We start from the raw sequence: 22,894 nt of genomic DNA, 5'->3' as shown, positions 1-22,894 counted from the left end.
TTCAGATGGCGTTCCGGATCTGCGGGCTTTGGGGGAAGCGTGCGCACCATTTGGGGATGGTGCGCTTGCCGCTCCTGGTTCGCTTTGAGTGATCCGGAGGTGACCGGTCGTGCCGACCGGCCAGCAGCCGTCTTCGCGTGCGGTGCTTCAACGCATCGTCTCTCGCCGTGACTCCAACAAGCCACTGCGCTCACGTGCGAAAAGCACGCTGCTGAAATTCACCGCAGTTGGTACTGGGCTTGTTCTCCTACTGTCAGACTCCGTCTCCTCCGTACCGATGTATACCGGCATGCCGCGCCTCACCCCGGTGTCCGCTGCGGACGTGGTGACCCCAGACCAGGGCGACGGTTCTGCTGACGGTCTCTCGCACGAGGCCGACAGCGCTCTCATCGAGGGCACCTCGACTGGCCAAGGGCCGGACGTGGATCCGCCTGATGGGGCTCTGCCCCAGGAATGGCCGGACCTGCCCGAGGACGCGGACACGCTCGCTCCTCCGGATCCGGAGCCTGCGGGTCGCACCGTGGAGGAGGAAGCGGAGCCTGAGGTCACGGGCTTCGATCCGGACACGAGTGTGGAACTCGTCGAGGAGCGCGACGAGCACTCGCGCACGTTCGAGAACGAGGACGGCACCCTCTCCACCGACTTCTCCCTGGAGCCCCTCCACTTCGAGGAGGAAGACGGTTCCTGGGAGGAGATCGACCCCAGCCTCGTCCCCGAGAACTCTCTGACCTGGACCAACTCCGCCGACTCCAGGGAGGTGGACTTCGCCGCGAGCGCTGACGCGGACGCGCTCGCACACATGGAGCTGGACGAAGAACACAGCCTGTCCTTCTCCCTCGAAGGCGCTCAAAGAGCTCAGGGTGAGGTGTCGGAGGACGAACCTGACACGATCGTCTACCCCGAGGCGCTGCCGGGAGTGGACATCGAGCTGACGTCGCTGATCGGTGGAGCGGTCAAGGAAACCATCTGGCTTCAGGAAGCCCCCGCGACGCAGGACGGTGCACGTTGGCGCTTCCCCCTGGATCTGGGTGCCCTGGACCCGGTCCAGCTCGAGGACGGCAGCATCGACCTCGTCAACGCCGACGGAGACACGGTCGGTCACATCCCCGCCGGGTACATGGAGGACTCGGACCGGGACCCCCACTCAGGGGACGGTGCCTTCTCCGAGGCCGTGGAGTTCACCCTCATCGAGGAGTCCGATGGATGGGTTCTGGAGGTGGTCGCCGACTTCGAGTGGCTCACCGACGAGAACCGCGTCTACCCGGTCGCGGTGGACCCCACGTCGACCTGGAACTACAACGCCTCGCAGGACACCTATGTCCAGAGCGGCTACAACACCTCGCGCTACACCGAGCAGCAGCTGAAGGCCGGAACCTATGACGGCGGCTCCCATCGAGCCGCCTCGTATCTGCGGTTCAACGCGATGGTCGACGAGCTGAGCGACCACAAGATCTTCGGAGCCAAGCTCTACCTGTTCAACCACTGGTCCTACTCGTGCACGCCGAGCCCGGTCTATGTGCACGAGGTGACCCAGTCCTGGTCCCAGAAGTCCATCTCTAACTATCCAGGACCGTCCTACAACTCCACCCCTCTGGGAAGCGAGAGCTTCGCGCGTGGCTGGATGCCGATCGGCGCGAGTTCCAGTTCCTGCCCCGCTCGGTACGAAGGCATCGACCTGGGAACGGGCGGCCGGGACCTTGTCCAGGCATGGGTGGACGGGGACAAGTCCAACCACGGCCTCAGCGTTCGGGCTTCCGCCACCGACAGCAACGGCTGGAAGAAGTTCGGCAGCCGGGAGTCGTGGGGCGCGCCGTACATGACGGTCACCTACAGCCCCTACCGCGCTGACTACGAGTTCGTCACCTCGCCGCCGGAGTTCGACCCGGCGCCCCACGCGAACCGCGGTACTTCGGTTGACGTTCAGGTGACCAACCGCGGCCACGAGACCTGGACTCCGGACAACGGCTACGAGCTCAGTTACCAGGTTTTCGATCAGGACGGGAACCGGGTCTACCACATCGCGCCCACCACCCCCATGCCCACGAACGTGGCGACGGGGGAGACGGTGACGGTCAACGCTAAGATCGATCCCCTGCCCCCTGGCACGTGGACCATCAAGTTCGACATGACCCACGAGGCCCAGTCGTTCGCGGACTGGGGTGTCCCCAGGACGGCACAGGTGAGTCTGGAGATTCCAGACCTGCCCCCGCAGCTCCTGGACTACAGTCCCCGCGACGGTGCCCGGGTCGCGACGCTGACCCCGGAGTTCACCGCCCTGGGACAGAACAATGACGCCTGGCCGACCGAGGGCATGGAGTTCTGGTTCAACTTCTGTGACGGCGAGTGGCCCGACTGGGAGTGCGTGGACTCCGGGTGGCAGACAGAGACCTCCTGGCAGTTGCCCGACGGACTCATGGCGTGGGGCAACCAGTACTGGTGGAACGTCTTCGTCCGTGACGGAAGTCAAGAGGTCGAAAGCGGCTGGCTCCGGCTGATCGCCGACCCCGATCAGCCCGCCGTCACCTCCAACCTGTCCGGTAGTGACCCGGATGGGTATGGCACCGTCAACGCGCTCATCGGCAACTACACCCAGACCGTCACCGATGCTGTCGTACCGACCGTTGGTCCGCCGCTGAGCATCACGCGTACCTACAACTCCTCGGATCCCCGACAGGACGGCATCTTTGGTGCTGGCTGGTCCACCCGGTTCGACATGGACCTGGTGCGCGACGTGGACGGCACCGGAAACGTCGTCATCACCTACCCCAACGGCAGCCAGCACCGGTTCGCGCGCAACGCTGACGGAAGCTTCACGCCCCCGTCCGGTATGCACGCGGTACTCGCCGAGACGGCCATCGGTTGGCGACTCATGGACAAGGCCTCCACCTCCTACGTCTTCGATGACACCGGGCGTCTCCTCGAAGTCACCGATCACCAAGGCCGGTCCCAGAGCATCGCCTACGACGCCTCCGGCAACATCTCCACCGTCACCTCGGATGGAGGCCGGTCACTCGACTTCGGATGGCAGAACGGCCGTGTCACCAGCGTGACCGCCCAAGGCGACGAGACCAGCGCCCAGTGGACCTATACCTACGACGGGCAGCGACTGACCGAGGCCTGCAACCCCGAACTCGAGTGCACCACCTACACCTACGCGACGGGGTCGCACTACCGGGCCGCGGCCATGGACGCCAACCCCTACGGCTACTGGCGCTTCGAGGAGGGCACGGGCGAAACCTCGGCCAACGAGGTCCCGACTCAGCTCGGGGGTGAGGACGCCGAGATCACCGGTTCGGCCCTCGGGGCCCAGGGCGCGCTCGCGGGTATTACCTCCAATGCTCTGGCCTCAGGGCAGGGGGCCTACGCCGAACTCCCCAACTCCATCCTGCACCGCGTAGGCGCGCGTATCACCGTGGAGGCGTGGTTCTCCACCACCGCCCAGGGCACGGTCATCGGAGCCCTGGACAAGCCCACCGACCCCACCCAGCGTACGCAGCTCGTCTACGTGGGTAACGACGGCAAGCTCCGCGCCCAGTTCTGGACCGCTGACGGTGTGGACCCCATCACCACCGCACAGGCGGTCAACGACGGACAGTGGCACCACGTCGCCCTGACCTCGGACGGCACCTCCCAGACCCTGTACCTCGACGGTGAGGAGATCGGGTCGAAGACGGGACAGGTCGAACACCGCGACACCCGGTTCGTCTACGTCGGATACGGCATGGGCAACAGCGGGTGGCCCGAGACCCTCCCCTCGCTGGGAGACTTCCCCTTCGAGGGGCAGATCGACGAGGTCGCCGTCTACCAGCGCCCTCTGCACCCTGACACCATCGCGCTACACCACATTTCGGGCGTGGACCCTGCGGACCGACTGGACACGGTCACCTCACCCGAGCTGAACCAGATCGCCAACCTGTCCTTCGACGAGAGCACGTCCCGGGTCAGCATCCACACCGACCACAACGGCGGTAAGTGGCTCTATTCAGACCTCCGCTACACGGGTGATGTCAACAACGAGGAACCCGAGGTCACCGCCGAGGTGGCGATCACGGACCCCAGAGTCGAGCTTTCCGCGACCCGCTATGACGCGTTGGCCGGATACCGCAGAGTCGGGGACGTCGACCAACTGGGCCACGAAACCACCTACGCCTACGACACAGGCGGCTTCCTGGTGGCGACCACCATGCCCAGTGGCGCCCAACTGCGCTTCTACAACGATGAACGAGGCAACCGGATCGGGCAGATGAGCTGCCGGGACGTGGCCGCCACCAACTGCTCCTGGGAGTGGTTCGGCTACCACCACAACCCGGATGACCCCTTCGATCCCCGCAACAACCAGCTCACCGCACACCACGACGCCCGTTCCGCGGACCTGCTCGATCCCACCTACCGCACCTGGTGGGCCTACGACACGCACGGCAACCAGGTCTCCGAGACCAGCCCGGCCACCGCGGACTTCCCGGACGGCCGCACGGTCCGCTACTTCTACACCGACGGCACCGAGGAGGCCACCGGCGGCGGAACCGTTCCGGCGGGACTCCTGGCCGAGTCCTGGGACGCAGACGGAGGCACGACCCGCTACTCGTACAACGGCCATGGTGACATCACGTCGGTGACAGAGCCCTCCGGCCTGGTGACCGAGTACACCTACGACGGCCTCGGGCGCGTACTGACCACCACGGTCACCACCAGTGACCACCCGAACGGCATCACGACCACTCGGACTTATGACGACGCCGGGCGTGTGCTCACCGAGACGGGGCCGGCGGTCACCAACGAGCTCACGGACACCGCCCATCAGGCGCGGACCAGCTTCGTCTACGACAAGGACGGCAACGTCGTCCGCCAGGCCGTCAGTGATCTGACCGGCGGTGAGCCCGACCGAACCACGCTGTTCGCCTACAACCAGTACGGACACCTGGTCGCCCAAACCGATCCCGAGGGCCGCACCGAGCACTTCGGCTACGACTTCACCGGTGCGCAGACCTACCACCAGGACGCGTCCGGAACGGAGTTCCGGACCACCTACACCGCGCGCGGACACGTGGCCGAACGCACGATCGAAGGATGGGTCGGACACCCCGACGAGGACAACGCTCCAGCACAGCTGGTGCTCGAGTCCAACGCCTACGACCCGGACGGCCGCCTGGCCTCCACCACCGACGCTGTCGGACGCACCACCGCCTACACCTACTACGCCGACGGGCTTCCCGCGCAGACCATCGCGGTCGGGGCGATGCTCAACGACGCCAACGAATCGCGCGACGTGGTCCTGGAGGAGTACACCTACGACGCGGCGGGCAACCCCGTACGCACAGTAACCAACGACGGGGCAACCCGCGTCGACATGGTGTGGAACGCCGACTCCCGCCTCGTCAGCGAAACCCTCGATCCCGAGGGGCTCGCGCGCGTCACCTCCCACACCTATGACGGACGTGGCAACACACTCTCGATCGCGCTGACCGATCCCACCGGCCGCACTGAGCAGACCCGGTACGCCTACGACGCCGGCGGTCGCGTGATTGAGGAAGCGGTGCAGATCAGCGGTGGCGAGCTCGTCACCAGCTACGAGGTCAACGAACTCGGACTGGTCACGGCCGTCACGGACCCGCGCGGGAACGAGGAGGGGGCCGACGCTTCCGCGTTCACGTCGCTGATGCGCTACGACGAACTGGGTCGACTGGTCGAGGAACAGCTTCCGCAGATCGACATCGAGCACTACGGTGAGCCGACGGTCACCGATCGTCCCACCAGCAGGTTCGGTTACGACCTGGTTGGCAACCTCACCCACCAGCAGGACGCCGAGGGCAACACCTCCGTCTTCGGCTACGACCTCGTCGGACAGCAGACCGACAGCCAGGCACCGAGCTTCACCGGTGCGGACGGCACCCAGATCACTCCTCAGGCGCAGACCACCTACGACGAGCTCGGCCGTATCGCTACGCAGATCGACGCGCTGGGCAACACCCGCACCTACACCTGGGACCAGCTCGGCAACCTTGCCGGTATCACCGATCCTCCGCTGAACGAGGGCGCCGAGCCTGGCCAGTGGACGTTCGTCTACAACCCCGTTGGGGAGCTGCTCGCCACCACGAATCCCGTGGGCGCGCGCATCGAGGCCACGTACGACGACCTGGGCCGCCAGGTCACCGACACCCAGATCGAGCGCATCCCCGCCGCCGCGGCGTACACGACCAGGTACGCCTACGACGCCATGGGGAACACGACGTCTGTTACGGATCCCCTCGGCAACATCACTGCTAGCACTTACAACGCCGCGGGAGAGCTGGTCTCGACCACCAATCCGGCGGGGGAGACCACCAGCTTCGACCACGATCTCGCCGGGCGGACGAGCACGGTCACCGACCCCGTCGGTACCCAGGTCATCTCGGAATTCGATCTGGCGGGACGCCAGACCCGCACTGCGGTCCTTGCCCAAGACGGCACGGAACTTCGTGCGCAGAGCGTGACCTACGACGCAGCAGGACTCCCTGTCTCCGAGACCGATCCTCTCGGGAACACGGTGACAACAGAGTTCAACGCCCTCGGGCAGCCGACCAGCCGGGTGGAACCGGTCAGCGACACCGAGACCATCACCACCACCTTCGGCTATGACTCCCTTGGGCAGCAGACGCGTCTCACCGACGGCAGGGGCAACAGCACCCACACGACCTACACGCCCAGCGGTCAGGTCGCACAGCTGATCGAGCCCGCGACCGATGCCACGCCAGCCGAGAGCGACCGCACCTGGACCACGTTCTACGACGCGGCGGGCAACCCGGTCCAACAGCACGTTCCCGGTGGTGTCGTACGCCAACGCGAGTTCACCGCCCTGGGCGGACTGTCCAGCGAGAGTGCGACCGGAGCCGAAGCCACGACACAGGACCGCCACATCGGCTACGACCAGATGGGGCGACCCACGTCGATCGGCACCGCCAACGGTGGAGCCATCGAGATCGTCTACGACGACCGGGGAAACCAGGTCCAGTTCCTGGGGCCGAACACGGTCTCCTACGACGGCATGACACCGGGAACCACCATCAGCTTCGATGGCGCGGGACGCGCGACCACCCGTCTGGACCTGACGGGGACCACCACGTTTGGTTATGACGCGGCCGGTCGGGTCATCGAGCACCACGATTCGGTCACCGGTGAGGATCTGTCCATCGCCTACGACCAGGCGGGACGGACTGAGTCCATCACCACACAGGACGGCACGGTCCGGAACTTCACCCATGATCCATTGGGCCAACTGACCGAGGACGTGCTCACCTCACCCTCGGGGGAGAGGCTTCTCGGAACCACCTACACCTACGACGCGGCCGGACGCATCACGGCGCGGACGACGGAGGGTGTGGCTCCGGCAGGAACGCACAAGTTCGACTATGACTACGCCTCACGGCTGACCTCGTGGACCGCTCCCGGCGGTGAGATCACCGAGTACGAATGGGACGCCTCCGGAAACAGGGTCCGAGAGGGTGACGAGACCTTCGCGTTCGATGAGCGCAACCGTCTCGTCTCCTCCAGCGGTGGAGACACCTGGAGCTACACACCACGTGGAACGGTCAGCTCCCAGTTCGTCGACGGTGGACTGCGTACCCCGGAGTTCGACGGATTCAACCGAATGGTCAGCTCTGGTGACGGCTCCGGTGAGTATGCGTACGACGCTCTGGGCCGCCTTGCTGAACGCACCACCTCCTCGGGTACGGAGTGGTTCGTCTACGCCGACCTCGAGAACGACCCCATCGCGGTTCTGGACGGTACGGAGTCGACGGTTGCTCAGTACGGCCGGGATCCCTATGGCCAGGTCGTGAGTGTCTTTGACCGAGGCCAGACACCGGCGTTGGCGTACAACAACTCGCACGGCGACTTGGTGGCGACCTACACCGGCACCGGGACGGTCACGAGTACGGCGGACTTCGGTCCCTTTGGTGAGCAGCTGGGAGCATCCCCCGTCGCGTCAGTGGGCTACCAGGGCGAGTGGACTGATCCGGAAACCGGTGACGTGAACATGCACGCCCGCTGGTACCAGCCGGGGAGCGGACGGTTCGCCTCCCGCGACACGATGACCCTGGAACCGAATCCTTCGGTGCAAGCGAATCGCTACACCTACGGTAATGCCAATCCAGTGCTGTACGCGGATCCGAGTGGTCACTTGGTCTTTCTTGCAGCGATTCCTGCCCTTGCGGGTGGCGGAGCGGTTGCCGGTGGGGCAGCTGTGAGCGGTGCAGCTATTGGGAATGCAGTTGTTGCGGGTCTCGCAATTGGTGCTTCGGCTTGGGCGGGATGGGAAGCCTACAACGCTTTCAGCGGATCCTACGCTTCTACTAACACCTCGTCTAAGGGTTTCCGTGTAACCAGACACAATCCCAAACCCAAACCCCGTCCGCGGCCAAGAGGTGGGGAAAGGGGAGGTACAGCCACGGCCACGGCTACGGGGAGTGACATTGTTTACAGAATTTCTGGGGTTGTGAGCTCTTTCCGATTCCGTGGCGGTGGGGATTCAGGCCGACCCTACATTCCGATCATCGTCGACAATCGCAAGGAAATCCTTGAGGATATTCTGAACACCCCCCAGGATCGGCCGCCCATGGCTCCTGTGGTTTCTGGGGAGGGGGTTAATTCTCACCGGAAGCAGCGGGAGGAGGATTTTGCAATTGAAGAGGAAATCCCCTTTGATGCGAGCGAATACGATGAATATGATGAAGCGTTGGAAGGCCTGGACGATATTTCTGGGTTCGATATTGAGAATAATGACGGAGAATGTCGGCCGTTCATTGAACTTAGCGAGATAAATAACCATGGGCAGCGGGGTACGGCCGTTGGTCGGTTCTGTGGTCAGCAGGACCTCAATCGTGGTCCTAGGTATGAGCCGGAGAGCGACCCGCCGGGATATGTCTATGGCCAGGATAATAGGGCTCATTTGATTGGGAGTAACTTTTTTGGTCCCGGCCAGGATGAGAACATTGTGGCCACCTATGAGCGAACCAACAAATCTGGCATGGGTACGGTTGAGCGTAGAGTCGCAGCCATTTTGGCAAAAAATAATGAAGTTATCTACGTGGCCACTCCCGTGTATGAAGGCGCACAGGATCGGCCATGGGCGGTTCATATGACTGGCATTGCAAGCAACGGGCAATCTTGGGATCATTGCATCCTGAACAATGGTGAGTACTTTAAAACCGGTGGTAGGGTTGATGGGAGCGTATGTGGAGGCCCCAAGCCCACAGAATTGTTCTGACATGCGGATAGCGGGGGATGGCATGGAATTCGTGCGCAGAATCGTCGACATGATCGGTGAAAGTGTCGTTCTTGAGAAGGAACCGATCTCATGGGAGGAACAGGAGCGGTCACTTGGCTTGCATCTGCCTCAGGACTACAAGGCGCTGGTATCCAAGTATTTCACCGTTAACCTGGGGCCAATTTCCGTTGTGACGCCACGCGCAGGGACACCTGGGGAGCCGGACCTCTTTGCGGCTACAAGAGATAGCGAGGTCATATTCAGGGATTTCTTTATTGACGATCCTGATGAGATTGCCGATCCTATGAGGCAGGACGGATCGCCTCTCGAGTCCTATTCTGAAGTCTTTGATTTCTATCCAAAGCTCCCAGGTCTATTGAAGTGGGGTATGGATTATTTGGGGGGGAGTTACTATTGGTACGTAGATGGGCCGCCGGAGGGGTGGGCGATTGTAGCGCAGGCGAATGAGGGATGGTGGGATGAGCATAGAATGCCCATGAGTGAATACTTGTATGGAATTGTGACTAGGTCTCTAGAATGTGATGTGGCTCCAAAATTGTTCAATGAGGACAGAATCTTCGTTGAGTGGCCCTGGCCTACGCCTGGGGAAACCGCGTGATTTCTGAGCGGGTCGATTGATCATTTTCTGGGGCATTTTCCGGTTCCAGATAGGAGTGCTCGCCGGGCGGCCGTGCCGGTCGCGGGGTCTTTGAGCTCCTTGACCTCGATTCTTCAGTGAGCGCTTTTCAACCTGCTTCGCGGAGTTGAAGCACGAGCACGGCTTTGGGGATCTCTCCGGTTCGGTGCGGACAGCACCGCAACCGGCGCAGGACGTCCCAGTTCTTGAGCTGGACGATGGCCCGCTCACCAGGTGAGCGGAGCCTGGCGTGGTTGGAGTTGGCGTCCTTCTTCCACTGCGGATTGCCTCGGCCCTTGAACGGACAGAACACCACCTCCAACAGGCCCACGTAACCCTTGTCTCCCAGTCCGAGCAGACCTGCGGCGGCGATGTGCTCGGCGATCCGCCATGCCCGTGCGACTTTGGTGTCGTGTACCGATCCCAGCAGCGACCATGAGGTCCACAGGGGCTCCCCGTCCGGGTCCGCGACGGCCTGGATGTTCATGCCCTGCTGCCTGCTTGCCCGAGTAGAACGGGCGGTCGGCCCCTACTCGGTCGCAGGCGATAAGCGTGCCGTCCACGATCACGTACCCCCACCCTTTGCGTCGTGCGCGGCGTGGGCCCTGCTCCGGGGTGGGTGCCTGTTCAGCAAGCGGGCCGGTGGTCTCGCGCACGTATCGCCAGGCGGTCGTGGTGCTCATCTCGAAGCCGGCCGTGACCTGGGCGAAGGCTTCGCCTTTGTACAGGTGGATTCCCGCGAGCGGGGCCTGTTGCTCCGGGTCCAGGCGTCGCCGTCGAAATCGGGTGTTCTTGAGGTGGGCGCGGATGATGCGGGCGGTCACAGGTTCAGGGTGCGGCGTGACAACGGCAGGGCGGCACGGTAGAACAGCATCGGAACCCCTGGTCGGGCGAGGATCCTTGGTCGAAAACTTCTCTACCAGGGATTTCTTGCTATCAGGGGTAGTTTGGGTAGGCCGGTGCGGGGCCGTGACTCGCACCTTCAGGATGAAAAACGCTCACTCGTGCTTCAACCCTGTCAGAAGGGATGAGGATGGCGACAGTGGCTGCGCCGAACTGCCTTCGTCATGTTTTCGTCGATTGCCAGGGGGCCGGTGAGGGGTCGCGCGGGGAGTCTCTCGCCTCGGTGCTGACAGTGCAGGTCAGACAGGGTGTCGAGGGACGTCTGTGCGACCCCGATATATATGCCTTCCGTTGGTCTCTTCTCTTCTCTTCGCGGCGGGGCGGGGTGGGTGAGGGGGCGAGGTTGTCGGGGAGTTGGTGTCCAATCCGGGGGGCGTGGGTGGCTTCTTTCTGGGGTGAAGGACGTTGTCGACCCGGAAGGTGTGAGCTGATGCGGCGCTTGGACGAGAGCGGGCGGTGCCAGCACGAGCCACGGCTGTACGCGGTGGGAGGACGAGGCCGCCGTCGGGCGTTCGGGCTGCGGAGCGTGTGTTCGCAGGCTGAAGGAGCCGCGCTACGGGTCGCCGGACCCTCGGAGCGGCTGGCGCTGCTCGATGATCTGCGCAGGCTCGCGTCGTACCTGGAGGCGAACCCGGACCTGCCGGTGGGGGAGATGACGCGGGTGGAGATCGTCTACTTCCCCGAGGGGTGTGACGGGCACCAGCAGGACGAGGTCGCGCGTCTGGCGGGAGTGATGGAGGTGGCGCCGCGCTGGGAGGATGACCACTACGTGAGCGAGAAGCGGATCGGGCAGGCGGGGTACCGGGTGGTGTCCATCCCGGAGAGCACGAGGGTGAGGGAGAAGCCCCTTCGCTGGAGCCGGTGAGCTTCCTTCGGGTTCGGGCCCCGGGCGTCGCCCAGGGCTTTTCTGCGTGCCGCTGACCTTCGGATAGGCGATAGCTGAGTTATCCACAGAGTTTTGGGGAGCCGGTTGCGGAGGCGGGGCTATCTATCTACTCTGGAGAACAGATTTCGCCTCTGGATTTCCCTCCTCGGTGAGAGCGTCGTTTTCGCACTTGGACACTTCCCAGAACACTTATCGCCTTGTAAGCGATAGGTTAGGGGTTCAAGTCCCCTCGCTGGCTCTTTCTATGTCTGACCTGGGACGTCTTCAGGCGGAACCGCTCCGCTGACAGCCTCGCCGCCTGGAGAGCAATCGCCTGCGGGCGCCAAGCGCGTACGCCGGGGACCGCGGAACATGGCCGCCGGACCCCTGAAGCCCCGCGTCGACTCCTTCGTCCTGACCCTGCGCGCCGCCGGTCGCAGCGAGCGCACCGCCACCGTGTACAGCGAAGCGGTCCGGTGGTTCGCCGCCGAGTACCCGCTGGCCGGTGGTCGGCCGTCTGGCATCGACGTTCGCTACGACACCGCCGCTGACAGCAGCGCTGACATGGTCACGTTCGAGCCCGTGCGCGACTGGGAGCTGGTCGCGCGGGTGCACATCCGGTCGTGGCTGGTGCGGCTCGGTGGCAGTGACGGCGGGCGCCCTGTGTCGGTGTGATGGGGCCTCCGGTGGGTTGAGGCAGCTTTCCGCAGATGCCCGCGGCGTATCGGGCGGTGCCTTTGCTGTTCTGTTCCGAAGTCGTGACCTGCGCATATGCGCTCAAAGTGATATGGGTCACCATTTTTGATCATGACGGGTTGTGGATACTCCGACCCAAAAGGAACAAAGGTCCAGTTGAGAGCGGGGGGTCAGCTAAACCTGCGGAGGGTGGGGCGGCTGGCGGACGTGGGCAATTGCCTCTCTTATGTGCGTTAGCGTCTGCTTCGATCTCACCGTCCGATATGTCCGAATCGGCGTTGCTGTACGACCCCGTGAGAGGCATCCCCCATGCGTCGCCCCTTGACCCGAGTGATGGCGGCCACCACCGCTGCCACGCTGGCTTTGACACTGCTGACGGCGGTGCCGGCCCATGCCGAGCCCGATGAGTCCTCCCCTGGAGAGACCGGCACTGGTTCCTCCGCCGCGGCGGAGCGGGATGCTCTGGCTCTGGCCGCCGAGACCGGTCAGCGGGTGGAGATCGAGGCTCTGACGGATGAGAAGACCCCGCACTTCGCCAACCCCGACGGGACGCTGACTGCGGAGATCTCTGCTCTCCCTGCCAGGGTGCGCACCTCTGACGGGTGGACCGACGTGGACACCACCCTGGTGGCCACCGACGACGGGCTCGTTCGCCCCCGCGCCACCAGCGCCGACCTGACCTTCTCCGGCGGCGGCAACGTCCCCATGGTCACCCTGGGATTGGGCTCCAACTCCGTCAGCCTCGACTGGGACGGCGACCTGCCCACCCCGACGCTGGACGGCAACCAGGCCACCTACCCCGACGTGCTGCCCGACGTCGACCTGGTCCTGACCGCCGGGGTGGAGGGCTTCGGCCAGGTGCTGGTCGTCCACACCCCCGAGGCCGCTGCTTCCCCGGAGCTGGCCGAGCTGGAACTGGCCCTGGACACCGTCGGCGTCACCATGACCAGTGACGAACACGGCAACCTCACCGCCACCGGAAACGACGGCGGACGCAGCGTCTTCTCCGCCTCCGCCCCCACCATGTGGGACTCCACCGGAGCCGACCAGACCACCGACGGCCAGGACCCGGCTATGGCCCCGCTGACCACCTCCCAGGTCGAACCCGTCCACACCACCGTCGAGGTCGACGCCCTGCGCCTGGTTCCCGACGAGGCGATGCTCACCGACGAGGCGACCGAGTTCCCGGTCTACATCGACCCCTCGGTCAGTGTCTCGCGTCCCAACTGGGGGTGGGTCGACCGTGCCTTCCCGAACACGAACTACCTCAACGAACCCGACGAGCCGAGCGTGGGCGTGGGCCGCATCGAGTGGGACCGCGTCTACACCCGTCGGGCGATGTTCCAGTTCGGGGTCTGGGGGCGTACCAAGCAGGACACCACCACCATCCACTCGGCCACATTCCGAGCTGAGGTGGACTGGGCCTATGACTGCAACAGCGACTCCCACATCCAGCTGCACCGCATCGACCGCTTCGACGGCTCCACCACCTGGAACAACCAGCCCACCGCCCGCGACCACCTGGACACCCAGAACGTCACCGGAGGATGGGCCACCTGCCCGGCCTCCAGCGGTGTGGAGTTCGACGCCACCGACGCCTACCAGTGGGGCGTGGACAACGACGAGTCCTACATCTACCTGCGCCTGAAGGAACGCGACGAGGCGGGCACCACCGCCTGGCGGCGCTTCGACGTCACCGACACCCCGCCGGTGCTGGTGGTGGACTACAACAACAAACCCTCGCAGGTGTCCACCGACTCGATGTCCGATGCCCTGGGCGGGGTGTGCTCCACCGATCCCGACAACCCCCGGTTGATCAACGACACCACCACCACCTTCCGCGCCACTATCCGCGACTACGACGCCCGCGCCTCCTGGGGCGGACAGAAGCTCAAGCTGCGGGTGGAGTGGCGGATCAACGGCACCGAACCGCGCGAGTACGCCGACTCCACCTACGCCGACGTGGGCTACTGGCCCGACGGATCCGAACGCACCGTCACCGCCACCGGCCTGCCCGAGGGCGAGCTCCTGGGGTATCGGGCGATCGCCCACGACCAGACCGAGTGGGGCTACCCCTGGTCGGACTGGTGCTGGATCCAGGTCGACACCTCCAAGCCCGAGGTGGGCCCGCAGGTGACCTCCACCGACTACCCGGCCGGGGACACCCAGCACGGGTCGGTGGGACACGCGGGTGAGTTCACCTTCACCAACAACGGGGTGGAGTCGGCCGAGTCCTACTTCTACAGCGTCAACGACGCCTCCTGCTCCACCGAGATCGCACTCGACTCCCCCGGGGCGAGCGCCACGGTACCCATCACCCCGCACCGGAGCGGCACCAACCTGATCCACGCCCGCACCGTAGACGCCTTCGGCAACTCCTCCGAATGCGCCCTGGTCTACACCTTCACCGTCGCCCCGCCCGCACAGCCGGTCTCCTACTTCCCGCTGGACGAGGGCCAAGGCGACACCGCCGCCGACGTCATCGAGCAGGGCCGCACCGCCACCACCACCGGCACCAACGCCTGGACCCGCGGCCGGGTGGGACAGACCTCCGGCGGCTCCCACCGCCTGGAGGGGGCGGCCGTCGAACTGGCCGGGGACTCCCACCTGGCCACAACCGAGGCGGTCATCGACACCACCGACTCCTTCACCGTGTCCGCCTGGGTGAGGTTGGACGAACTGCCCGACGGCAACGTCACCGCCGTCTCCCAAACCGGCACCTACCAGTCCGCCTTCCACCTGGGATACCAGGCCCACAGCACCCAAGCCTGGACCTTCAAGATGGCCCCCCACGACGACGCACCCACCTCCGGCTCCACCGGATGGACCTACACCACCGCCACCGCACCGGCCCAGCTCGGCGTGTGGACCCACCTGCTGGGCACCTACACCCCCGACAACGGCGAACTCGCCCTGTACGTCAACGGCGTCCACCAGGACACCGCCCACCACCCCACGGCGTGGAACGCCACCGACCACCTGAGGATCGGCGGCGCCCAACACCGAGGCGATGTCGCCTACCAGTGGCCCGGCGCGATCGACGACGTACGCCTCTACGACCGCGTCGTCGCCGACCAACCCCTGACCGAGGACCCCGACGCCCGCTCCGAGATCTGGGAGCTGGCCAACCGCCCCGTCGCCCTGCAGGCCCGCTGGCGCTTGGACGAGACCGAGGGCACCGTCGTCCATGACTCCTCCGACCACGGCCTGGACGGCACCCTCAATGCCGACCCGAACACCGCCTGGAACCAGGCCTTCAACGACGTCACCTTCGCCCCCGGAGTGACCTTCGACGGCGCCGGTGAGCACATCCGCGCCTCCTCGGCCATCCGCACCGACCGGTCCTGGAGCGTGGCCGCCTGGGTCCGCCTGGACGAGGCCTCCGGCAACGGCACGATGGTCTCCCAGGCAGGCGAGTACCAGTCCGGGTTCCTGCTGGGCCACCAGTCCGGCTTCAACGACCACTGGGTGCTGGAGACCACCGCCCAGGACGTGGCCGGAGCCGAGGCGGGACCGTGGTCACGGGCGATCTCCAACCAGCCCGCCGAGTTCGGCCGCTGGACCCACCTGGCCGCCACCTACGACCACACCAAGGGGGAGTTGACCCTGTTCGTGGACGGCCAACGCCAGACCACCACCGGAACGTGGGACGGCGCCTGGCACTCGGCCCACGGTGTGGTGATCGGCCGCGCGTGGCGGTTGGGCGAGGACGACCTGTACGCGGGCCAGCTCAGCGATGTGCACCTGTACCAGGGCGTGCTGAACGAGGCCGACCTCAGCAGCGTCATGTGGGGGTACCTGCCGTAGCCCAGATCCGCGTTTCCCCCACCCCTGACACCCGATCTGCCCGCTGGACAGCGCTCCGGCGGGCGGGAGGTTCCCCCACGTGTCCGACACCATGCAGTCGACCAACTCCGCGTCCGGCGCATCTGCGCCCCGGCGTGTCCGTAAGCCGTTCGTCTCCTTCGTCGCCCTGGTCACGGCCGCGGGCCTGGCCGCGTCGTTGCCCGCTTCCGCGATGGCGGTCAACCACCGCCCCGAGGTGGCCGGAACCGCGTCCGTGGACGGTTACGACGCCGTCCAAGCCGCCCTGGACGCCGACAGCGCGGTAGCCGACGCCGCCGTCACCGCGCTCGACGAGGCGCGGTGGCCCGAGCCCGCCACGGTCTCCTTCGACCTCGACGAGCCCGAAGCACGCTCCCTCACGGCCCCAGTCGAGGGGGACACCGTGGTGCGGGCCGCTGCGGTCGAGGAACAGGAGTTCGAGGAGTGGGAATCCCCGCTGCCCGAGACAGACCCGGAGAACACGGGCGCGGACGACGCGGACCCAGGAGACACACCTCAGAGTGAGTCGGCTGGTGACGGGGAAACCAGCGAACGTCGTTTTCCCACCGAACCCGGTCCCGTTGAGGACTCGGCACGGGACGACGACCCGTCCGGCGACGCGAGCCAGGGCCCTGAGCGTGGTCCCCTCCCGAGTCCGGAACCGAGTCCCGACCAGCCGGAGGTCGACACCCCTCCGGAGCCGGAGGAACCGGAAACCCCCGACGCCACCGATCGGGGTGAACCCGCGGAGGACGCGGCACCGAACCCCGTCGAGGAAGCGGCTCCTCAGCCTGTCACCGGCGTCGAGGTGGAGGTCCTGGACCGGGACGAGACCGCCGAACTCGGCCTGTCGGGGCTGACCCTGCGTCTGACGCGCACCGACGGCGTCGAGACGGTCGGTCCGGTCGAGGTGGAGGTCGACTACGCCGACTTCGCCACCGCCTACGGGGCCGACTACGGCTCCCGTCTGTCCCTGGTCGCGTTGACCCCGTGTGAGGAGGGCGACCAGGAGACGGACTGCCTGTCCTCCCACGACCTGGACTCGGTCAACGACACCCAGACCCAGACCCTGATCGCCACCGCCCCCGCCACCTCCTCGGGCACCCTGCTGACCGCGGCCGCCCCCACCGCCGCCAGCACGAGCGGTGAGGCCACCGGCGACTACACCGCCACCTCGCTCAGCCCCTCCTCCACCTGGAACGTGGGAACCCAGTCCGGCGGGTTCTCCTGGAACTACCCGATGGCCGCCCCGAACGTGGCCGGTGGACTCAAACCCGAGATCGGCCTGTCCTACTCCTCCCAGTCCGTGGACGGCCGGATCTCCACCACCAACAACCAGACCTCCTGGATCGGTGAGGGCTTCACCTACCACCCCGGCTACATCGAACGCCGCTACACCACCTGCCAGAACGACGGCACCGAGCTCCCCGACCAGTGCTGGTCGCACCACAACGCCACCCTCAACCTGGGCGGCAGGGCCACCGAACTCGTCTACGACGACGGCCAGTGGACCCCGCGCAACGACGACGGCTCGCGCGTGGAACGGCTGACCGGTACCACCAACGGCGACGACGACGGCGAGTACTGGAAGGTCACCACGACCGACGGCACCCAGTACTTCTTCGGCCTCAACCGCCTGCCCGGCCACACCTCGGGGGATGAGGAGACCAACTCCGCCTGGACCGTCCCGGTCTTCGGTAACGACTCCGGCGAACCGTGCTACGACGCCACCCTGGATGAGGCCTGGTGTGACCAGGCATGGCGGTGGAACCTGGACTACGTCGTCGATGCCCAGGGCAACGCGCTGGCCCACTACTACGAGGCCGAGACCAACAACTACGGCCTGAACTTCGAGTCGGATCCGGTCGACTACGACCGCGGCGGCTACCTGGTCCGCACCGACTACGGTCTGCGCGACGCCGACCCGCACGCCACCGCACCCGCCCGGGTGACCTACACCGTGTCCGAGCGGTGCCTGCCCGACGAGACCTTCGACTGCGCGGTCGCCGACCGCAGCGAGGACAACGCCGAGCACTGGCCCGACACCCCGCTCGACCTGGAATGCGACATCGACTGCGCGGGCCAGCACTCCCCGACGTTCTGGACCACCAAGAAGCTCGACCAGATCACCACCCAGGTCCACGACGGAAGTGACTACACCACCGTCGACACCTGGGACTTCGAACACCGCTTCCCGGACCCCGGCGATGGCACCGACCCGGCCCTGTGGTTGGACTCGATCACCCACACCGGCCATGTCGGCGGCACTGAGTCCTACCCGGCGATCACCTTCGGCGGTACACCGATGCCCAACCGCATCGACTCCACCACCGACGGTCTGGCGCCGATGAACAAGTGGCGGATCACCAGCGTCTACACCGAGACCGGTGGACAGGTGAACGTCAACTACGCCACCCCCGACTGCGTGGAGGGCCAGACCCCCGAACCGCATGAGAACACTCAGCGCTGCTTCCCGGTGATCCGCACCCACCAGGCGGGCGCCGAGGAGATCACCGACTGGTTCGCCAAGTACACCGTGGAGCAACTGGTCGAGGTGGACCTGGTCGGCGGTCAACCGGACCAGGTCACCACCTACGACTACGTCGGCACCCCGGCCTGGCGGTACATGGACGACGACGGGTTCGTCGAACAGGACAAGCGCACCTGGTCGCAGTGGCGCGGCTATGACCGGGTGATCGTGCGCACCGGGCACCCGGACGAGGTCCAGACCGAGACCGAGCACCTGTTCTACCAGGGCATGGACGGCGACCACCTCCCCGACGGCACCCGCACTGTCCAGGTCACCGACTCCACCGGCACCACCGTGGCCGATGACCCCGTCCTCAACGGCCGCACCCGCGAGACCATCGTGCGCAACGGCGTCGGCGGCCAGGTGGTGTCCAAGACCATCACCACCCCGTGGAAGGACCAGACCGCGACCAGCTCCCACAGCTGGGACGAGCGCGGCGCCCACATGGTCAACACCGAACGGGTCGACACCTACACCGCCCTGGCCGACGGGTCGTTCCGCCAGACCAGCACGGTCAACACCTTCGACTCCCACGGGATGATCACCCAGGTACACGACCAGGGGGACGTCAACGATCCCGACGATGACCGGTGCACCAACACCACCTACGCCCGCAACACCGGCCTCCACCTGCTGTCGCTGGTGGCCCAGACCCGCACCGTCGCCGCCGACTGCGAGACGACCGCCTCGGTGGACGACTTCATCACCCACACCCCTACCCTCTACGACGACGGCGCCTTCGGCGACACCCCCACCCAGGGGCGCCCCACCCAGACTCAGCGGGTGGCCGACCACGACGGCACCACCCCCCTCTTCCAGACGGTGACGGCCACCGAGTACGACGAGTACGGTCGGGCCGTCTCGGTCACCGACGCCGAGAACAACACCACCACGACCGCCTACACCGCCGCCCACCCCGGCGGGCACAACACCACGGTGGAGACCACCAACCCCCTGGGCCATGTCACGGTCGAGGAGTACAACGCCCGCTCGCAGGTGATCGCCGAAACCGACGCCAACGGCAACACCACCGAGCTGGCCTACGACCCGCTCGGGCGGCTGACCGACGTCTGGCTCGCCGACCGCGACCGGGACCGCGGTTTCCCGCCCTCACAGAAGTACGAGTACAACGTCGCCAAGGACGCCCCGACCACGGTGGTCACCCACACCCTCAACGCCGACGGTGACTACACCACCAGCTACACGATCCTGGACGGGTTCCTGCGCCAGCGCCAGACCCAGGCCCCGGCCCCCGGCGGCGGACGCGTGGTCACCGACACCTTCTACGACTCGCGCGGCAACACCGTCACCCAACGCGAGCCGTACTACAACACCAACGAACCGGCCGGGACCCTGTTCGTCGTGGCCAACGCCGACGAGATCCCCCGCTGGACCCGCACCGTCTACGACGGCGCCGACCGGCCCACCGACACCGTGCACATGTCCCGGGGGGTGGAGCAGTGGCGCACCAGCGTCGAACACCACGGCGACCGCACCCTGACCACAGCCCCCGACGGCGGCACCGGCACCACCACCATCGTCAACGCCCGCGGCAACACCGTCGAGATCCGCAAAAGCACCACGGTGAACAGCCCATCGGCGAGTACGACGCCACGTCCTACACCTACACCGCGCGCGGTGAACTCCAGACGGTCACCGATCCGGGCGGCAACACCTGGACCTACACCTACGACCTGCTGGGCCGCAAGATCTCCGAGTCCGACCCGGACACCGGCACGACCACCACGGTCTACGACGGCCTCGACCGCGTGGTGCAGACCACCGACGCCCGAGGCCAGAGCCTGCACACCACCTACGACGCACTGGGGCGGGTCACCCACCTGCGCGAGGACTCGGCCACTGGCCCCCTGCGCGCCTCGTGGACCTACGACACCGTGATGAAGGGCAAACTGGCCACGGCCACCCGACACCATGACGGCGCGTCCTACACCACCCGGATCGCGGGCTACGACGCAGTGGGCCGTGAACGCGCCCGGTACGTGGACATCCCCAGCTCCGAAGGGGAGTTGGCGGGCTCGTACCTGTTCCGCACCATGTACTACCCCGACGGCAGCGTCCGGTCGGTCGCTCTGCCCCCGACCGGGAGCCTGCCCGGTGAGGCCGTGGTGTACGACTACGACGAGTTGGGCAACCCCACCACCCTGTCGGCGGGCGAGGACATCGTCACCGACACGCTCTACTCCAAGGTCGGCAACCTCGTCCAGCGCGAGTTCTACCGAGGCAAGATCGGCTCGGACCGCACCTGGCAGACCTTCGACTTCGACGAGAAGACCAACCGGCTGTCCATGACCAGCGTCGTCCACCAGGCCGGTGAGGGATCGCTGTCCACCAAGACCTACGCCTACGACGACATCGGCAACCTGCTCCGCCTGAGCGACGAGCCCACCAGCGCTGAGCAGTCCAATGACGTGCAGTGCTTCGACTACGACCACCTGCGCCGCCTGACCCAGGTCTGGACCCCCGACGCCACGGGCGACCAGGCCTGCGCCGCCGCGCCGGACGCGGAGAACCTGGGTGGCGCGGCACCGTACTGGCACGCCTACACCTACGACGCGGTCGGCAACCGGACCGAGGAGGTCCGATACGCTCCCGGCGGCGGACAGACCGTGCGCTCCTACTCCAGGCCCGCCCAGGGCCAGGGGCCCGCGCACGCGGTCACCGGTGTGGAGGAACAGGGTGTCGGCGGCCTGACCGAGCACTCCTACGACTACGACGCGTCCGGCAACATGGTCCGCCGCACCACCGGGGACCGCGACCAGGTCCTGGAGTGGGACGCCGAAGGCAACCTCGCCGGTGTCTCGGACGGGCTGGAACAGACCGAGTACGTCTACGACGCCGACGGCGAGCGGCTGCTGCGCCGGGCGAACGGCGCCACCACCCTGTACCTTCCGGGAATGGAGGTGACCTGGGACCCGGCCGCGGGGACCGAGGAGGCCACCCGCTACTACACCCACGCCGGTGAGACCGTCGCGGTCCGTCAGGACGACGGGAGTCTGCACTGGGTGCTGTCCGACCGGCACGGCACCGGTGAGATCGCGGTGGACGCGGTGTGGGGGGATGTGGCCCAGCGGAGGTTGACCGCCTTCGGGCAGACCCGTGCCGGCGCGTCGGGGGCGTGGCCGGGTGAGCGGGGGTTCGTGGACGGCACCATCGACGCCTCCACGGGTCTGACGCAGTTGGGCGCGCGTGCCTACGACGCTGATCTGGGCCGGTTCATCTCGGTGGACCCGGTGATGGACCTGACCGACAGTCAGCAGATGCACGGATACGCTTACGCCAACAACAACCCGGTGAGCTTCAACGACGCCAGCGGGCTGCTGTTGACGGGCGGGCACGGGAGTTCTTCGAGCTCGTCGAATGATGACTGGTGGCATCCGGCGATGGGTGGCGGTTACAAGCCGGACCACGTTAGCTGGCCGCCCGCTCCTCCCGCGACGACGAACGATGACTGGTGGCATCCGGCGATGGGCGGTGGTTACAAGCCGGACCACGTCGACTGGCCCGTGTCGGTGTCCAACAACCCGCCCTGGCATCCGGCGATGGGTGGTGCCTACAAGCCGAGCCATGTGCAGTGGCCTCCGCAGAGCCACACCGTCGCCCCGGAGACCGAAGCCCTCAACGACGCCAGTTGGGCCGAAGAACGATGGGGAAGCTGGAATTCTGAAGCGTGGAGTAACGGTGACGGTTTCTGGGACTCGCTTCAGGGAGGGTTGAGCGGACTTAATTTGACTCAGATCGGCAAGGATGCCGCATTTGTTGGCGGAATTGTGGGGATGTTCAGCTGCCCGGTGTGCGGGGCCGTGGGAATTGGTGCTGCTGCTCTGGGAGCTTATCTTGGTTATCGTGATATCAGGTATCACGGTCAACGCAGTGGAATCATGGGTATCATTGGAGCTGCACCCATCCCAGTTGGCTGGGCGGCCCGTGGGGCGCAAGCGGGCATGAGATTCATGAAGAACTCACAGATCGCCAGCAGGGCTCCAAAGGGCATTCCGAACATGGGAAATATAAATCGAAGAATTCGGAGTGATATCGCGCGCACCTGGAATTCGAGGATCGGTGTTGCGTCTACTGTCCGGAGAGTCAGTGCGCGGGCTGAAACTGGGCTCGGAGTGTTCGGTGCAGTGGATCATGCATGTGGAAGTTGTGCTTCAAATCACTTGAATTGAAGGAAGC

At 65.9% G+C, this 22,894-nt stretch carries 6 protein-coding genes and 3 pseudogenes; 8 read left to right on the top strand and 1 reads right to left on the bottom strand.

Features of this window, described 5'->3' with window-relative positions; all coding sequences use genetic code 11:
• Window positions 1-109 precede the first annotated feature (109 nt).
• Both DVR05_RS25460 and DVR05_RS26835 read left to right on the top strand, forming a co-directional pair.
• Window positions 110-9,241: a DNRLRE domain-containing protein gene (locus DVR05_RS25460; protein ID WP_232832322.1), complete on the top strand. Its 9,132-nt coding sequence runs from the start codon at window positions 110-112 to the stop codon at window positions 9,239-9,241.
• A 49-nt stretch (window positions 9,242-9,290) separates the two neighbouring features.
• Complete coding sequence (locus DVR05_RS26835; RefSeq protein ID WP_157982551.1) at window positions 9,291-9,860, top strand: hypothetical protein; 570 nt, start codon at window positions 9,291-9,293, stop codon at window positions 9,858-9,860.
• Window positions 9,861-9,987: 127 nt separating this feature from the next.
• On the opposite strand, the pseudogene DVR05_RS25455 reads toward DVR05_RS26835, so the two are convergent.
• Window positions 9,988-10,752 (bottom strand): annotated as a pseudogene (locus tag DVR05_RS25455) (transposase family protein).
• A gap of 459 nt (window positions 10,753-11,211) precedes the next feature.
• Between DVR05_RS25455 and DVR05_RS25450 the strand changes: the two are divergent.
• The 6 genes and pseudogenes from DVR05_RS25450 (at window position 11,212) to DVR05_RS27635 (ending at window position 22,887) form a co-directional block, all read left to right on the top strand.
• On the top strand, window positions 11,212-11,646 hold the full coding sequence (locus DVR05_RS25450; protein ID WP_116248458.1) for a hypothetical protein: 435 nt from the start codon (window positions 11,212-11,214) through the stop codon (window positions 11,644-11,646).
• Window positions 11,647-12,018: 372 nt separating this feature from the next.
• Window positions 12,019-12,321, top strand: coding sequence for a hypothetical protein (locus DVR05_RS25445; protein ID WP_198659353.1), 303 nt, complete (start codon window positions 12,019-12,021; stop codon window positions 12,319-12,321).
• 330 nt (window positions 12,322-12,651) lie between these two features.
• Window positions 12,652-16,149 (top strand): LamG-like jellyroll fold domain-containing protein, encoded by a 3,498-nt coding sequence (locus DVR05_RS25440; RefSeq protein ID WP_198659352.1) that lies wholly within the window; start codon window positions 12,652-12,654, stop codon window positions 16,147-16,149.
• Window positions 16,150-16,240: 91 nt separating this feature from the next.
• Window positions 16,241-19,732: pseudogene (locus DVR05_RS28045) on the top strand (type IV secretion protein Rhs); the annotation flags it as partial.
• 425 nt (window positions 19,733-20,157) lie between these two features.
• Window positions 20,158-20,391: pseudogene (locus DVR05_RS27640) on the top strand (RHS repeat domain-containing protein); the annotation flags it as partial.
• A 75-nt stretch (window positions 20,392-20,466) separates the two neighbouring features.
• Entirely contained in the window at window positions 20,467-22,887 is a 2,421-nt protein-coding gene (locus DVR05_RS27635) for an RHS repeat-associated core domain-containing protein (protein ID WP_157982550.1), read from the top strand.
• The last annotated feature ends 7 nt before the right edge of the window (window positions 22,888-22,894 follow it).

Origin of the sequence: Nocardiopsis sp. FIRDI 009, assembly GCF_003386285.1 — a bacterium.
In the GTDB taxonomy this organism is placed as follows: domain Bacteria; phylum Actinomycetota; class Actinomycetes; order Streptosporangiales; family Streptosporangiaceae; genus Nocardiopsis.
Note: the sequence above shows the minus strand (reverse complement) of the source record. Positions and strands in the feature narration are given on the sequence as shown.

Bases quoted from the DNA above. Each gene is read 5' to 3' on its own strand.
- DVR05_RS25445 (WP_198659353.1), top strand. From the start codon at position 12,019: ATGGCCGCCGGACCCCTGAAGCCCCGCGTCGACTCCTTCGTCCTGACC.
- DVR05_RS25450 (WP_116248458.1), top strand. From the start codon at position 11,212: ATGCGGCGCTTGGACGAGAGCGGGCGGTGCCAGCACGAGCCACGGCTG.
- DVR05_RS26835 (WP_157982551.1), top strand. From the start codon at position 9,291: ATGATCGGTGAAAGTGTCGTTCTTGAGAAGGAACCGATCTCATGGGAG.
- DVR05_RS25440 (WP_198659352.1), top strand. From the start codon at position 12,652: ATGCGTCGCCCCTTGACCCGAGTGATGGCGGCCACCACCGCTGCCACG.